The sequence below is a fragment of the Streptomyces marokkonensis genome (assembly GCF_008312835.1).
Taxonomy (GTDB): Bacteria; Actinomycetota; Actinomycetes; order Streptomycetales; family Streptomycetaceae; genus Streptomyces; species Streptomyces marokkonensis_A.
On record NZ_VSKS01000011.1, the window covers coordinates 98,381 to 113,408 of the forward strand.

The 15,028-nt window shown below is 74.5% G+C and carries 14 protein-coding genes; 5 read left to right on the forward strand and 9 right to left on the reverse strand.

Annotated elements, in window-relative coordinates:
• Positions 1-2: 2 nt before the first annotated feature.
• A complete protein-coding gene (locus F1615_RS20155; RefSeq protein ID WP_149550413.1) occupies positions 3-185 on the reverse strand; it encodes a hypothetical protein in 183 nt (60 codons plus the stop codon).
• Positions 186-446: 261 nt separating this feature from the next.
• On the opposite strand from F1615_RS20155, the gene F1615_RS20160 reads away from it, so the two are divergent.
• Both F1615_RS20160 and F1615_RS20165 read left to right on the forward strand, forming a co-directional pair.
• Positions 447-3,314 carry a DEAD/DEAH box helicase gene (locus F1615_RS20160; RefSeq protein WP_149550571.1) on the forward strand — a complete coding sequence of 956 codons (2,868 nt, stop codon included), beginning with the start codon at positions 447-449 and terminating at the stop codon, positions 3,312-3,314.
• The gene (locus F1615_RS20165; RefSeq protein ID WP_149550414.1) at positions 3,311-4,576 is read left to right on the forward strand and encodes an SWF or SNF family helicase; all 1,266 of its coding nucleotides are present in this window, start codon (positions 3,311-3,313) and stop codon (positions 4,574-4,576) included. The genes F1615_RS20160 and F1615_RS20165 overlap by 4 nt, the downstream gene beginning before the upstream one ends.
• A 20-nt stretch (positions 4,577-4,596) precedes the next feature.
• Here the strand turns inward: F1615_RS20165 and F1615_RS20170 are convergent, their stop codons facing one another.
• On the reverse strand, positions 4,597-5,043 hold the full coding sequence (locus F1615_RS20170) for a hypothetical protein (protein ID WP_149550415.1): 447 nt from the start codon (positions 5,041-5,043) through the stop codon (positions 4,597-4,599).
• A gap of 465 nt (positions 5,044-5,508) precedes the next feature.
• The gene (xylA, locus tag F1615_RS20175) at positions 5,509-6,675 is read right to left on the reverse strand and encodes a xylose isomerase (RefSeq protein ID WP_149550416.1); all 1,167 of its coding nucleotides are present in this window, start codon (positions 6,673-6,675) and stop codon (positions 5,509-5,511) included.
• A 114-nt stretch (positions 6,676-6,789) separates the two neighbouring features.
• Here xylA and xylB point away from each other — a divergent pair, with 114 nt between their 5' ends.
• Complete coding sequence (gene xylB / locus F1615_RS20180) at positions 6,790-8,235, forward strand: xylulokinase (protein WP_149550417.1); 1,446 nt, start codon at positions 6,790-6,792, stop codon at positions 8,233-8,235.
• A 41-nt stretch (positions 8,236-8,276) separates the two neighbouring features.
• Complete coding sequence (locus tag F1615_RS20185) at positions 8,277-9,485, forward strand: ROK family transcriptional regulator (RefSeq protein WP_149550418.1); 1,209 nt, start codon at positions 8,277-8,279, stop codon at positions 9,483-9,485.
• Between the two features lie 27 nt (positions 9,486-9,512).
• Here F1615_RS20185 and F1615_RS20190 read toward each other — a convergent pair whose 3' ends face one another.
• Positions 9,513-9,884: a DUF4180 domain-containing protein gene (locus tag F1615_RS20190; RefSeq protein WP_149550419.1), complete on the reverse strand. Its 372-nt coding sequence runs from the start codon at positions 9,882-9,884 to the stop codon at positions 9,513-9,515.
• 125 nt (positions 9,885-10,009) lie between these two features.
• Here F1615_RS20190 and F1615_RS20195 point away from each other — a divergent pair, with 125 nt between their 5' ends.
• A complete protein-coding gene (locus tag F1615_RS20195) occupies positions 10,010-10,405 on the forward strand; it encodes a luciferase family protein (RefSeq protein WP_149550420.1) in 396 nt (131 codons plus the stop codon).
• Positions 10,406-10,426: 21 nt separating this feature from the next.
• On the opposite strand, the gene F1615_RS20200 is transcribed toward F1615_RS20195, so the two are convergent.
• The 5 genes from F1615_RS20200 to F1615_RS20220 form a co-directional block, all read right to left on the reverse strand.
• Positions 10,427-10,621, reverse strand: a complete 195-nt coding sequence (locus tag F1615_RS20200) for a hypothetical protein (RefSeq protein WP_149550421.1) — start codon at positions 10,619-10,621, stop codon at positions 10,427-10,429.
• Positions 10,622-10,723: 102 nt separating this feature from the next.
• Positions 10,724-11,587 (reverse strand): phosphatidylinositol-specific phospholipase C/glycerophosphodiester phosphodiesterase family protein, encoded by an 864-nt coding sequence (locus F1615_RS20205; protein ID WP_149550422.1) that lies wholly within the window; start codon positions 11,585-11,587, stop codon positions 10,724-10,726.
• Positions 11,588-11,766: 179 nt separating this feature from the next.
• Positions 11,767-12,852 (reverse strand): acyl-CoA dehydrogenase family protein, encoded by a 1,086-nt coding sequence (locus tag F1615_RS20210; RefSeq protein ID WP_149550423.1) that lies wholly within the window; start codon positions 12,850-12,852, stop codon positions 11,767-11,769.
• Positions 12,849-14,030 (reverse strand): acyl-CoA dehydrogenase family protein, encoded by a 1,182-nt coding sequence (locus F1615_RS20215; protein WP_149550424.1) that lies wholly within the window; start codon positions 14,028-14,030, stop codon positions 12,849-12,851. The genes F1615_RS20210 and F1615_RS20215 overlap by 4 nt, the downstream gene beginning before the upstream one ends.
• Positions 14,027-15,004, reverse strand: coding sequence for an NADPH:quinone oxidoreductase family protein (locus F1615_RS20220; RefSeq protein WP_149550425.1), 978 nt, complete (start codon positions 15,002-15,004; stop codon positions 14,027-14,029). Before F1615_RS20220 ends, F1615_RS20215 begins: the two co-directional genes overlap by 4 nt.
• Positions 15,005-15,028 lie beyond the last annotated feature (24 nt).

Here is a 15,028-nt window from a genome sequence, read left to right on the forward strand (position 1 = left end):
CCTCAGCGGCCCAGCTCCTTGCGCGAGACGCGGCGCAGCCTGCGCCGCTGCGCGGGATCCAGGGCGAGGTACGCGGCGGCCGGAACTCCCAGGACTATCAGCAGGGCGGCCCACCAGGGCAGCCAGATGAGCAGGATGAGTCCGGCCGCCACACCCCCCGCGGCGATCTTGGCGTTGTTCGACATGAGTGTCGCCTCCTTCGCGGCCACTGCCGCTCTCTGCTCTGAAAACGGGCCCGCGCCTCCGGCGGTTCCGGACCGCGACCCTGAGCCGTCCCTGAGGTGCGCCCCCTAGGGTCTCCGGGAGCCCGCGGGGGCCTCTCGACGCCCGGCCCTCGGCGCTCCTCCATGGTGACTCGGCTCACAGCGCAGGCACACCCGGTCGACCCGCTCATCCTGTACCCTCGGCGACTCCGGCTCCACTAGTCAAGTTTGAGGACTCCTGTCATCGCTGCGCAGAAGACTCCCCCGGCCTTCGCCTCCGCGCCCTTCGCACCGGCCCGCTGTCCTGCCGTCTTCGTCCCCGGTGATCCCGCCCGCACCGGACGCATCGCGTTCTGGCGGCCCGACGGTTCCGCTCCCCCGTCCGTGGACGCCGCCCCGGCCGAGTACCTGACCGTCGTCGTGCCCGGCGACGACGGCGTCGAGACGGTGCGCGTGCCGGCCACCCTGCTGCCGGTGGACGCCGCGCTGCCCGTCCTCACGCGGGCGCGCGCCACCGGTGAGGGGCACCGGGCCACCGTGTTCTGGGGCGCGGCGGCCGTGCACGCCCTGCATCTGGTGGCGCGCGGTCTGCTGCTGCCGGGCCTGTCCCCCGCCGACCACGACGCCTGGCGCGTCGGCCCGCTGGACGCGGAGGACATCGAGGCGATCCGCCGGCTCGCGGCCGCGATGCCGCCCGAGGCGCACGCCGTGCCGCTGGACGGCACCGGGGCGCCGCGTCTGCCCGACCCCGAGGAGCTGGTGCGCGCCTTCCTCGACGCCGTCGCCGACACCCTCCCCCGCTCACCCGCCGCCCGCCTCGTGACGGGCACCGCGGCCTTCGCGGTACCCCGCCCGCAGCGGCTGCCCGGACTGCGGGCCTGGGCCGCGGACATCGCCGCCGGCCACGACGCGGGGGTGCGGCTGTCGTTGCGCGTCGAGGTGCGCGGGCTGACGGACGCGGCGGACGACGGCGCGGACGTGTCGTTCCGGGCCGTCCTGCAGATGCACGGGCTGAGCGATCCCGCCCTCGTCGCGGACGCCGCCGACGTGTGGGCAGGAACCTCGGACGCGGCCTTCGGGGCGCGTGCGCGCATGGACGCCCTGCTCGCGCTGCGCCGCGCGGCACGCGCCTGGGCGCCGCTCACCCCCCTGCTGTCGGCGACGGTGCCGGACGCGGTCGAACTCGCGGAGGAGGAGATCACCGACCTCCTCGGCGAGGGCGGCCGGGCGCTCGCCGGCGCGGGCGTCGACGTGCACTGGCCCAGGGAGCTGGTCCGCGAACTCACCACCCGCGCGGAGGTCGGTCCCGCCGGCACCGAACCGGTGCCCGCGCGGAACGGCTTCGCGGAAGGTCCCTCGACCCTGTCCGCCGACGCGCTGCTCGCCTTCGACTGGTGGTTCGCCCTGGGCGACCGGCACCTCACGCGCGAGGAACTGGACCGGCTGGCCGAGCTGAACCGGCCGCTCGTACGGCTGCGCGACCAGTGGGTCCTGATCGACCCCCGGGAACTGGCCCGGGCCCGTGCGCGCCAGGACCACAGGATCACGCCCGCCGACGCGCTCGGCGCGGCGCTGACGGGCTCCGCAGAAGTCGAGGGCGGCCGGATCGAGGTGCGGCCCACCGGGTGGCTGGCGGCCCTGCGGGACCGGCTCGCGGACCCTGAGACGCAGGAGCCCGTCGAGCAGCCCGCCGCGCTCGCCGCCACCCTCAGGGACTACCAGCGGCGCGGTCTGAACTGGCTGGCCCGGATGACCTCACTGGGCCTGGGCTGCTGTCTCGCCGACGACATGGGCCTGGGCAAGACCGTCACCCTGATCGCGCTGCACCTGCACCGCCAGACCGATCCGGCGTCCGCGGGACCCACCCTCGTGGTGTGTCCGACCTCGCTGATGAGCAACTGGCAGCGGGAGATCGAGCGGTTCGCGCCCGGCACTCCGGTGCGCCGCTACCACGGTGCGCGACGAGCGCTGGACGACCTCGCCGACGGCGAGGTCGTGCTCACCACGTACGGCACCATGCGGCTGGACGCCGGCCGGCTGGCCGGGGCCGCGTGGGGCATGGTCGTCGCCGACGAGGCGCAGCACGTGAAGAACCCCTACTCGTCGACCGCCCGGCAGCTGCGTTCCATCGGCGCACGCGCGCGCGTGGCGCTCACCGGCACTCCGGTGGAGAACAACCTGTCCGAACTGTGGGCGATCCTCGACTGGACGACTCCCGGTCTGCTGGGCCGGCTCGGCACCTTCCGGGCGCGGTACGCGGACGCGGTCGAGGGCGGACGGGACCCGGCCGCGGCGGACCGGCTGGCCCGGCTGGTACGGCCGTTCCTGCTGCGCCGCCGCAAGTCGGACCCGGGCATCGCGCCCGAGCTGCCGCCGAAGACGGAGACCGATCACGCCGTGTCGCTCACCCAGGAGCAGACGGCCCTGTACGAGGCCGTGGTGCGCGAGGCGCTGGCCGAGATCTCCGGCGCCGACAGCATGACGCGGCGCGGCATGATCGTGAAGCTCCTGACCGGCCTGAAGCAGATCTGCAACCACCCGGCGCAGTTCCTCAAGGAGGAGCGCCCGGTGGTCGCCGGCCGGTCCGGGAAGCTGGAGCTGCTGGACGAGCTCCTCGGCACCGTCCTCGCCGAGGGGGCCGGTGTCCTGGTGTTCACGCAGTACGTGCGGATGGCCCGGCTGCTGGAGCGGCATCTGGCCGCGCGGGGAGTACCGACGCAGTTCCTGCACGGCGGTACACCGGTCGCCGAACGTGAGGCGATGGTCCGCCGTTTCCAGGACGGCGGGGTTCCGGTGTTCCTGCTGTCGTTGAAGGCGGCGGGCACCGGACTGAATCTCACCAGGGCGGAGCACGTCGTGCACTACGACCGCTGGTGGAACCCCGCCGTCGAGGCGCAGGCGACGGACCGCGCGTACCGCATCGGCCAGACCCGGCCCGTGCAGGTGCACCGGATCGTCGCCGAGGGGACCGTCGAGGACCGCATCGCCGAACTGCTGGCGCGCAAACGGGAGCTGGCCGACGCGGTGCTCGGCGGCGGCGAGGCGGCGCTCACCGAACTGACGGACGCCGAGCTGACGGATCTGGTCGAACTGCGAGGGGAGCCGCGATGAACGCGTACGACACGGGGGCCGGCGGCACGGAACGCACCTTCCCCGCGCTGCCGCCCGCGCGGGGCCGGGGTTTCGCGCGGACCTGGTGGGGCCTGGCCTGGCTGACGGCGCTGGAGGGCACGGCACTGGACCTGGCGCAGCTGAAGGCGGGCCGCAGGCTCGCCCGTGCGGGCGCGGTCGGCGCGGTGTCCGTACGGCCCGGCCGCATCACGGCGGTCGTCCAGGACCGGGACCGTACGGCGCACCGCGCGGACGTCCTGCTGCAGGAGCTGTCCGGGGAGCAGTGGGACCGCTTCCTGGCCATGACCGTCGCGCGGGCCGGTCATGTCGCGGCACTGCTCGACCGGGAGATGCCCACCCACCTGGTCGAGGACGCGGAGCTGGCCGGCGTCGACCTGCTGCCCGGGCCGGGGGACCTGGAGCCGGAGTGCGACTGCGGCGCCTGGGACCACTGCGGTCACACGGCGGCACTGTGCTACCAGCTGGCCCGGCTGCTGGACCAGGACCCGTTCGTCCTGCTGCTGATGCGGGGACGGAGTGAGCGGGCCCTGCTCGACGCACTGCAGTCGCACGGCGACGCCTCCGCGGGGCGGTCCACGCGAGGTCCGGAGGGGACGGACGCGGCCGAGGCCTACGCGGCCGGGGACATCCTGCCGTCGCTCCCCGGCCCTCCCTCGCTCCCCGCCGGGCCGGGGGTGCCGCCGTCGCTGGACACGGAGGCCGCGCCGGTGGCCGGGATCGACCCGCCCGCGCTGGAGTTCCTGGCCGCCCGGACCGCCGCGCGGGCCCACCGTCTGCTGGAGGAGGCGCTGCGGGGAGAGGCCGACGCGCATGCCGTGGAGCCGTCGGTGGCGCGGGACGCGGTGCGGCTGGCCGCCGGCGAGCCCGACCCCGCGGTGACGGACCGGCTCGCCGAGGGGTCGGGCCGGGGCGGGGAGGGGCTGGCCGTGGCGGTACGGGCCTGGCGGCAGGGCGGTGCGGCGGCACTGGCCGTGCTCGACGAGGAGTGGACGGTGCGGGGCGACACCCTCGCACGCGCGCGTGCCGCCCTGGATTCGGCCTGGGAGGAGGACGAACGGCCGGCTCTGCGGGCCCGGGCCAACCGCTGGACGGTCGTCGACGCGCCGGTGCAGCTGCGGCTGAGCCGCGACGGCCGCTGGTGGCCGTACCGCGAGGAACGCGGCCGCTGGGTCCCGGCGGGGGGTCCCGCGCGGGACCCGGCGACCGCCCTGGCCTCGGCGGAGGGTGCCGCCGGGGCGTGACCGCGTCCCGCGCCGTCCCGTCAGGGCAGTCGGACGTCCCCCAGGGACGGCAGCAGCGACTCCAGACCGCTCGGGAGGTTGCTGGGCAGCCCGCTCGGCAGCTCGGTGGGGAAGCCGGAGGGCAGCTCGGTGGGCAGGCCGGACGGCAGATCGCTGGGCAGCCAGGAGGGGATGCCCGGCGACGGTTCGGGAGGGCCGCCGGTGACCGTGGCGCTCTCGCCGGGCTCCTTGTCCGGCGAGTCGTCGTCCCCCGAGGCCATGAGCACGATGAGGGAGACGGCCACGACCGCCACGATCACGGCGAGCAGGACGAGCAGGACCCTCCGCCCGCCGGGGCCGCGTCCCGGACCGCCGCCGTGGTCCCCGGGCGGCCGGGGCGGTGGCGCTCCCCCGTGGGACGGCGGTCCGAAGCCGCCGCCCAGGGGCGGGCCGGGCGGCTGCTGGGGCGGTACCGGAGGCATGGCCATACGCACCATCGTCGCCTCGGACACCGGGCGTGCGCGAGGTCACCGCACGGAAGTCGACACGGATGCGGGGCAGCGGCGCCATGATTCCGGCGTACTCCGCGCGGAGAGCGCGCAACGGGCGGAGGGCTGGGGCGGCGCACCGGGCGCGCCGGGACGCGCGGGCGGGAGCGGCCGTACACGAAGGCACGTCCGCGGGGGCTTTCCCGGTCGGTGCACCGCTCGGGAAAGGCGCGCCGGCGAGGGCTTCCCGGCCGGTACGCCGCTCGGTACATGACGGTCACGTGGGGTGAGTGACGCACCCGGGTGCCGCGCACGCCGCCTCAGCGCGAGGGAGGGGACGGGCCGGAGCCGAGGGCTGGCCCGTCCCGCGCACACGGAGCCCGGACCGGTCCGCCCGCCCTCGCGCAGGGGCGCGGCCGTCCCGTCGCGGAGGCGAGGGCGACCGCGCCCCCACGCGGCGGGGCGTCAGCCCCGGACGCCCAGCAGGTGGTCCATCGCCAGCTGGTCGAGGCGCTCGAAGGCCATGCCGCGCGCGGCGGCGGCGTCGGGGTCGAAGTCCTCGAAGGCGGACCGGTCGTCGAGCAGGGCCTGGAGACCGTCGGCCGCCGTGGCCTGGGCCAGCTCGTCCAGACGGGCCGCGCGCAGCGCCTCCTGCACCTCCGGGTCCGCGCGGAAGGCCGCCGCGCGCTCCTTGAGGATCAGGTAGTTGCGCATGCAGCCGGCCGCCGAGGCCCACACGCCGTCGAGGTCCTCGGTCCGCGGCGGCTTGAAGTCGAAGTGCCGCGGGCCCTCGTACCCGGCCGACTCCAGCAGGTCCACCAGCCAGAAGGCGGCGCGCAGATCGCCCGCGCCGAAGCGGAGGTCCTGGTCGTACTTGATGCCGGACTGGCCGTTGAGGTCGATGTGGAACAGCTTGCCCGCCCACAGCGCCTGCGCGATGCCGTGCGGGAAGTTCAGCCCGGCCATCTGCTCGTGGCCGACCTCCGGGTTGACCCCGTACAGCTCCGGCCGCTCCAGGCGCTCGATGAACGCCAGGGCGTGGCCGATGGTGGGCAGCAGGATGTCGCCGCGCGGCTCGTTCGGCTTGGGCTCGATGGCGAAGCGGATGTCGTAGCCCTGGGTGGTGACGTACTCGCCGAGGAGGTCGAAGGCCTCCTTCATCCGGTCGAGGGCGACACGGACGTCCTTGGCGGCACCGGACTCGGCACCCTCACGGCCGCCCCAGGCGACGTAGGTCTGCGCGCCGAGCTCGGCCGCGAGGTCGATGTTGCGCATGGTCTTGCGCAGCGCGTAGCGGCGCACGTCGCGGTCGTTGGCGGTGAAGCCGCCGTCCTTGAACACCGGGTGGGTGAACAGGTTGGTGGTGGCCATCGGCACCTTCATGCCGGTGTCGTCCAGCGCCTGCCGGAACCGCTTGACGTGCTCCTCGCGCTCGCTGTCGCCGGCGCCGAAGGGGATGAGGTCGTCGTCGTGGAAGGTCACGCCGTGGGCGCCCAGCTCGGCGAGGCGCCGGACGGACTCGACCGGGTCGAGGGCACGCCGGGTGGCGTCGCCGAAGGGGTCCCGTCCCTGCCAGCCGACGGTCCACAGGCCGAACGTGAACTTGTCCTCGGGGGTGGGCTGGTAGTTCATGCCGCGGCTCCTTGCTCGGTGAGGCTATTTCGTCATGGCGGTTTACAAATTAGTATGCAGGAACATTTCTGGGAAGAGACGCACCCCGCCGGGGCGCGGAAGAGGGAGAGACCGATGTCAGCAGCCGAGGGTCCGCTCGTCGTCGGCGTGGACACATCCACCCAGTCCACCAAGGCCCTGGTCGTCGACGCGGCCACCGGCAGGATCGTCGCAAGCGGCCAGGCCCCGCACACGGTGACCTCGGGAGCGGGCCGCGAGAGCGACCCGCGCCAGTGGTGGGAGGCCCTGTCCGAGGCACTGCGCCAGTGCGGCGATGCGGCGCACGAGGCCGCCGCGGTGTCCATCGGCGGGCAGCAGCACGGCCTGGTCACCCTTGACCGGCACGGCGAGCCGGTCCGTCCGGCGCTGCTGTGGAACGACGTGCGTTCGGCGCCGCAGGGCCGCCGGCTGATCGAGGAGCTGGGCGGCGCGAAGGTCTGGGCCGAGCGCACGGGAAGCGTGCCCGCCGCCTCCTTCACGGTCACCAAGTGGGCGTGGCTGGCGGAGCACGAGCCGGACGCGGTCCGGGCCACCAGGGCCGTACGGCTCCCCCACGACTACCTCACCGAGCGGCTCACCGGGCAGGGCACGACCGACCGCGGCGACGCCTCGGGCACCGGATGGTGGGCGTCCGCGACGGAGGCGTACGACGAGGAGATCCTCGCGCATGTGGGCCTCGACCGGGCGCTGCTGCCGCGCGTGGTGCGGCCCGGTGAGGTGGCCGGGACCGTACGTGACAGCCATGACCTGCCGTTCTCCAAGGGCACCCTGGTGGCGTGCGGCACCGGCGACAACGCCGCCGCCGCGCTGGGCCTCGGGGTGCGCCCCGGCACCCCGGTGATGAGCCTCGGCACCTCGGGCACCGTGTACGCCGTGTCGCGGCACCGGCCGGCCGACCCGACCGGCACGGTCGCGGGCTTCGCCGACGCGCGCGGCGACTGGCTGCCGCTGGCCTGCACCCTCAACTGCACGCTCGCCGTGGACCGGGTCGCGGCCCTGCTGGGCCTGGACCGCGAGGCCGTCGAAAGGGGCCGGGGCGTCACCCTGCTGCCCTTCCTGGACGGCGAGCGCACCCCCAACCTCCCGGGCGCGTCCGGTCTGCTGCACGGGCTGCGCCACGACACCAGCGGGGGCCAGCTGCTCCAGGCCGCCTACGACGGTGCCGTGTACTCCCTGCTGGCCGCGCTCGATCTCGTCCTCGACGAGGACGCCGACCCCTCGGCGCCCCTGCTGCTGATCGGCGGCGGCGCCCGGGGCACGGCCTGGCAGCAGACCGTGCGCCGGCTGTCGGGGCGGCCCGTGCAGGTCCCCGAGGCGAAGGAACTGGTCGCGCTCGGCGCCGCGGCGCAGGCGGCCGGACTGCTCACCGGGGAGGACCCGGCCGCGGTCGCCCGGCGCTGGAACACGGCCGCGGGCCCGGTGCTGGACGCGGTGGAGCGGGACGAGGAGACCCTCTCCAGGCTGGCCGGGGTACTCTCCGACGCGGCCCCGCTGCTCAGCCGCGGTACGGACACCGACTGACGGCCGGCGAGGACGGCACAGAACCGAGGAATGACGGAGGAATGAGCGCACCGCTGCACAGGACCCGCCCGGCCGGCCAGGGGCGGGCGCTGCCCGACACCCAGCAGGGCATGCGCCGCCGCAACCTCTCGCGGGTGATGCACACCGTCGGCGCCGAGGGACCGCTGTCCCGGGCCGCCGTCGCCTCACGCATCGGCCTGACCCGCGCGGCGGTGTCGACGCTGGTCGACGAGCTCATCCGCTCCGGCCTGCTGGAGGAACTGGGTCCGGAGCGGCCCGGGCGTGTGGGCCGTCCCGGTTCGGCACTGGCCGTCAGCGGGAACGGGCCCGCCGGGATCGGCGCCGAGGTGGGCGTCGACCATCTCGCGGTCTGCGCGGTCGACCTGCGCGGCCGGGTACGGGCGCGGGCGGTGCGGCACGTCCCGAACCGGGACCGCTCCCCCGAGCCGGTACTCGGGGAGCTCACCGCGCTGATACACCGGGTCCTCGCCGAGGCGGAGGGCGAGGGCCTGTGGCCGGCGGGACTCGCCGTGGCCGTGCCGGGTCTGGTGGCCCGCGACGCCCGGACCGTCGTACGCGCCCCGAACCTCGGCTGGCTCGACACGGACCTCGGCGGCCTGCTGCCCCCGGGACCGCCGCTCACCGTGGCCAACGAGGCCAACTTCGGCGCGCTGGCCGAACTGTGGCTGGGCGAGGAAACGCCGCGCGACTTCCTGCACGTGTCGGCCGAGATCGGTATCGGCGCCGCGGTCGTGGTCGACGGGCGGCTGCTGCACGGGAACCGGGGCTTCGCGGGCGAGTTGGGCCACGTACCGGTGTGGCCCGACGGACCGGCGTGCGCCTGCGGCGGACGCGGCTGTCTGGAGCAGTACGCCGGCGAGGAGGCGGTGCTGCGCGCGGCCGGACTGGAACCCGGCGAGGACCGCGTCGGCCTCCTCGCGGGCCGCGCCGAGCAGGGCGACGCCGAGGTACGGCGCGCCCTGCACGACGCGGGAACGGCACTCGGGATCGCCCTGACCGGCGCCGTGAATCTGCTGGACCCGCAGAGCGTGGTGCTCGGCGGGGCCCTGTCCGGGGTCGCGCCCTGGCTGCTGCCCTCGCTGCGGTCCGAACTGGCCCGGCGCACGACGGGGCCGGCCTGCCCGGTCACCGTGTCCGCGCTGGGCCCCGAGGGCCCGCTGCTGGGCGCGGCGCACTCGGTGGTCCGGGGGGTCCTGGACGACCCGGCGGCCGTGGCCGGGCGGGTCTGACGCACGGACCCCGGGGCAGGCGCCGCGTCAGGCCGGCGCCAGCCGCTCCTCGAGCGCGGCGCGGTCGGTCACGAACCACACCTGGGTGCCGCGGTTGGCCTCGCGCACGAAGTCGCGCAGGGCGTCGCTGTCCGCGACCCGGGAGGCGATGTCGCCGACGATCACCAGACGGATACGGTAGGTCACGAACTTCTGCACCACGTCCCCGGCGACGCCCGAGCGCAGGGTGAAGAACTCGTCGGCCACCCGCTCCACCGGGACGGCCACCACCTCCGCGTGACAGCCCATGGCGTCGCCGATCAGATCGAGCGCGGTGTCGCCGCCGCTCAGCTTCCGTCCGTCCTCGCCGCAGACGAGGACGGCGACGCCGTGGGTGGTCAGGAGATCGTTGGCTGCCATGGCCTGAGCCTATGTCAAGGGCGCCCGGATTGCGGGGGCTTCGGCGGTGGACCGGCCACCTCACCGGTCGATTACGAATCGCCCAACTACTGGTGGCCGGAGGTTGAGCAGGCAACGATGAGAGCATGACACCGGCGCAGCGAGCCATGGAGCGACTGCTCTCATGGACCGATCTCTCGGCCTGTCCGGCCGGTTGCGGTACGGGGGCGGCGCTCCGCACCGTCCGCGACGAGATCGTCCACTTCCATTCCGCGCGGGACGTGGATCTCCACCTCACGCACCGCGCGATCCAGCGTTTCCACTACGACCTGAGCGGGTCGAGCGCGCTCCAGCTGGTCCCGGGCTCGTGCTGGGTCACGGTGCACCTGGACTGCGCGACGGACGTGGACCTGCTGCTGAGTCTGGTGAGCGTCGCCCTCAAGGCACACCAGAACCGTCCCCCGTCCGCGCCGCCTTCACCGGCCGGGTGCAACTACCACCGCGTCACCGTGCTGCCGCGCGACGCGTCGGCCGGCCGCTGAGCCGCGGTCTCCGGCGGGGCCTCACGGCCGCAGACCGCCGACGATGTCGGCGGTCGCCGTGAGGCCGCTGTGGATGGTGGGCGCGACGCTCGTGCCGGCCAGGTAGAAGCCCAGCAGCAGACAGACCAGCGCGTGGGAGACCTTCAGCCCACTGTTGCGCAGGAAGATCACCGCCAGGACCGAGAGCAGCAGCACCACAGAGATGGAAACGGCCATCGTCAACCTCCTCCGCCACATCCGATTCGCGGCGTTCGGCCGCAAGTGTGGCGTAGCGGAGGGTTCGTCCGGGGCGCTGAGCTGTCCTCCGAACGTGTGGTGTCACGCCCTCCGGCGGGCGTCGAGGAAGGATGCCAGCCCCGCGAGGTCGTCGGTGTTGAGGTGGTCGACGTCCGCCGCGACCAGTTCGCCCCACAGGGCGTCGCGGGCGGGGCCCGGCAGGTCAGGGGTGGCCCAGAAGCGCACCCGCCGGCCGCTCGCGTGCGCGGCGCGCACGATGCCGCGCAGTTTCCGGCGCTCGGCGTCGGGGAAGGCGCCGACGCCCCGCCAGGTGAAGTTGAGCGTCCAGTTGTCGCTGATCAGCGGGATGAAGGAGGCCGGCGCGGGGCCGCCGAGGTCGGTGAGCCGGCCGTCGTAGAAGGCGCGGCGCACCCGTTGGGCCTCCATGGGCACGCGGGCCGCGCGGTCGCCGGAGACGACGGCCGTGACGGGCCCGGGGAACACCCTGCCGTGCACGTAGGTGGTGAACAGGTGCCGGTGGCGCCGCAGACTTCGGTCGAGTTCGAGGTAGGTGGAAGAGCCCTCGGTCTTGATGTCGATCAGTAACTGGAGCGGCCTGTGGTGTCCGCGGTACACCGCACCGCGGTTCGCGCGGACCCGGGCGGCGAGCGGGTTCAGGTACAGGGACTCGAGAGTGCGGGAGGGGTCGAGGTCCTCGGGGTCGTGGGCCACGAGGAGCTGGCCGTCGACCAGGAAGATGTCCGCCTCCACGCTGCCGAAGCGGTGGTCGAGGGCGTCGAGAAGGGGGCGGGGGTGCTCGTAGTCGTTGTGGGCGTGGGCGCGCCACAACGGGCGTGGACGGTGCGTCCGTTCGCCGGCCAGCGCCTGGGTCGCGGGTAGCGCGACCGAACCGGCGAGGGCGGCGCCTAGGGTGGTGAGGGCTCTGCGACGGGTGGTGAGGGCCATGCTCTGCCTCCCTGGAAGTGCCGTAGGTGACCCCAGCGAGTATGAGGTCGCCCTGCGGTCAAGGAGCAGTGCTGTGCGGTGAGTTGGCCGATCCGCCGTCGTGTGTTCACCTCACCCGTGCCGGGCGCACGAGGAAGCCCGCCCCCGAAGGGGACGGGCTTTCCCTGTGGTTCGGCCGCTCAGGGCGCGCGCAGGTCGACCAGTTCGGCGAGCGCCTCGCGGTGGGCGCCCGCCGTGCCGTGGGTGAGGGAGTCCGCCTTGGCTCGCTTGAGGTGGAGGTGCACCGGGTGTTCCCAGGTCATGCCGATGCCGCCGTGCAGTTGCAGCGCCTCCTCGGCGGCGCGGACCGCGACGGGCGCGGCGTAGGCCTGGGCGACGGCGACCGCCACCTCGGTGTCCTCGCCGGTGGCCAGGGCATCGGCGGCGCCCCGTGCCGCCGCGCGCAGGCTGACGACTTCCAGCCACAGCTGGGCGAGCCGGTGCTTGAGGGCCTGGAAGCCGCCGACCGGGCGGTTGAACTGCTTGCGCTCCTTCAGGTAGCGGACGGTCTCGGTCAGCGACCAGTCGGCGAGGCCCAGTTGCTCCGAGGCGAGCAGTCCGGCTCCGGTCCGCAGGGCACGGCGCACGGCGGGTCCGGCGTCGCCGAGGCGACGTCCCGCGGCACCGTCGAGGGCGATCCGGGCGAGCGGCCGGGTGAGGTCCAGGGAGATCTGCGGAGTGACGGTGACCGCGTCGGCCTCCACCGCGTACAGACCGCCGTCGTCCGCCGGCACGAGCAGCACGTCGGCGACGGCGGCGTCCGCGATGCCGGTCAGCTCCCCGTGCAGTGCGCCGCCCTCCAGCCGCACGGTGGTGAACGCGGCGCCGGGAGCGGTGTGCAGTCCCACGGCGAGGGCCCCGATCCGGCGCCCGGACGCCAGCCCGGAGAGCAGCTCGCCCTCCTCGCCGCACGCCAGCAGCGCCTCGGTGGCCACCACGGCGCTGGTGAGATACGGCACCGGAGCGACCGCCCGCCCCAACTCCTCCAGGACCACCGCCGCTTCGCGGTGGGTGGCGCCCTGGCCGCCCTGGTCCTCGGGAACGAGCAGGCCGGCGAGGCCCATGCCGTCGGCGAGCGCCTTCCACAGGGACAGGTCGTGCGGGGCGTCCGATTCCGTACGGGCGATCACGCCCGCCGCGTCGCAGTGGTCGGTGAGCAGGTCCCGGACGGCGGCGCGCAGCGCCTCTTCCTCCTCCGAGTACAGCAGGTCGGGCTGTGTGCTCATCGGGCCAGGTCCTTCCACGCGACGTCCTTGTCGGTGCGCGGCTCGGCCGGCAGGCCCAGGACGCGCTCGGCGACGATGTTCAGCAGGACCTCGCTGGTCCCGCCCTCGATGCTGTTGCCCTTCGAGCGGAGGTACCGGTAGCCCGCGTCGCGCCCGGTGAAGTCGACCAGCTCGGGCCGGCGCATGGTCCAGTCGTCGTACAACAGGCCCTCCGCACCGCGGAGTTCCACCTCCAGGCCGCTGATCTCCTGGTTGAGACGGGCGAAGGCGAGCTTCATGCCGGCACCCTCGGGGCCGGGCTGTCCGGCGACGAGCTGCTGGCGCAGGCGTTCGCCGGTGAGCCGGGCGACCTCGGCGTCGACCCAGAGCTTCAGCAGCCGCTGGTGCAGGTCGTGGGTGCGCAGTTCGGGGCGTTCGCGCCAGGTCTTCGAGACCGGGCCGATCATGCCGCCCTCGCGGGGCAGGCGCATGCCGCCGATGGCGACGCGCTCGTTGTTGAGCGTGGTCTGCGCGACCCGCCAGCCGTCTCCGATCCCGCCGAGCCGGTGGGCGTCGGGGATGCGGACGCCGGTGAGGAACACCTCGTTGAACTCGGCCTCGCCGGTGATCTGGCGCAGTGGCCGGACCTCGACACCGGGGTCGGTCATGTCGCAGACGAAGTAGGTGATGCCCCGGTGCTTGGGCACCCCCGGGTCGGTGCGGGCGATGAGGATGGCCCAGCGTGCCAGATGGGCGCTGGACGTCCAGACCTTCTGCCCGTCGACCACCCAGTGCTCACCGTCCCTGACGGCGCGCGTGCCGAGCGCCGCCAGGTCGGATCCGGCGCCCGGCTCGCTGAACAGCTGGCACCAGACCTCCTCGCCGGTCCACAGGGGCCGCAGGAACCGCCGCTTCTGCTCCTCGGTGCCGTACTGGAGGATCGTCGGCGCGGCCATGCCCAGGCCGATGCCGATGCGGCGCGGGTCGTTGTCGGGGGCCCCGGCGGCCTCGAGTTCGGCGTCCACGACGGCCTGGAGGGAGCGCGGGAGGCCGAGTCCGCCGAGCCCTTCGGGGAAGTGCACCCAGGCGAGTCCGGCGTCGAAGCGGGCGCGCAGGAAGTCGGGGCGCACGGTGTCGGCCGGCGGGTACGCGGACAGGAACTCCTGAGTGCGGCGGCGCAGTTCGGCGGCGTCGGTCATGAAGCGGCTCCGTTCTCCGGCGCGGGCAGGACGGCGACGCGCCCGGTGGTGACGCCGTCGGCGACCCGCTGCACGGCGTCGGCGGCCCCGGCGAGCGGGACGCGCTCACTCACCAGCGGTTTGATCGCGCCCCGGGCGGCGAGGCCGGTGAGCTGTTCGTGGCAGTGCTGGACCAGCTTGGGGTTCTTGGTGTTGTACAGGCCCCAGTGCAGGCCGAGGATCGAGTAGTTCTTGACGAGCGCGTGGTTCAGGGCGGGGCTCGGGATGGACCCGCTCGCGAAGCCGACGACGACGATCCGGCCCTCGAAGGCGACGGTCTTGGCGGACTGGGCGTAGGCCTGGCCGCCGACGGGGTCGTAGATCACGTCGGCGCCCCGGCCGCCGGTGGCCTCCTTCACGGCGGCGACGACGTCCTGCTCGCGCCGGTCGATCACCACGTCGCAGCCCAGTTCTCGGGCGACGGCCGCCTTGGCGGCGCCGCCGACCACACCGATCACGGTGGCGCCCGCCGCCTTGCCGAGCTGCACGGCCGCGCTGCCCACCCCGCCCGCGGCGGCGTGGACGAGCAGGGTCTCGCCGGCCTCCAGACCGGCCCGGCGGTGCAGGCCGAACCAGCCCGTCTGGTAGCCGATGTGCAGGGCGGCGGCCTCGGCGTCGTCCAGGGCCTCGGGCGCGGGCAGCAGCGCGGCGGCGTCCGCGACGGCGTACTCGGCGAAGCCGCCGTGCGGCAGCGCGGGGTTGGCGATCACCCGGCGTCCGTCCTCGGTCTCGCCGCAGATCTCCACGCCCGGGGTGAACGGCAGCGGGGGCCTGACCTGGTAGTGGCCGCGGCACATCAGCGCGTCCGGGAAGTTGATGTTGGCGGCGCGCACCCTGAGCAGGACCTGCCCCTCACCGGGCGTCGGCCGCTCCGCCTCCGCGAGGCGCATCACCTCCCCCGGCTCGCCGAGCTCGTGCACTTGCCATGCCTGCATGCGGGGCCTCCACGGGGCTGTGAA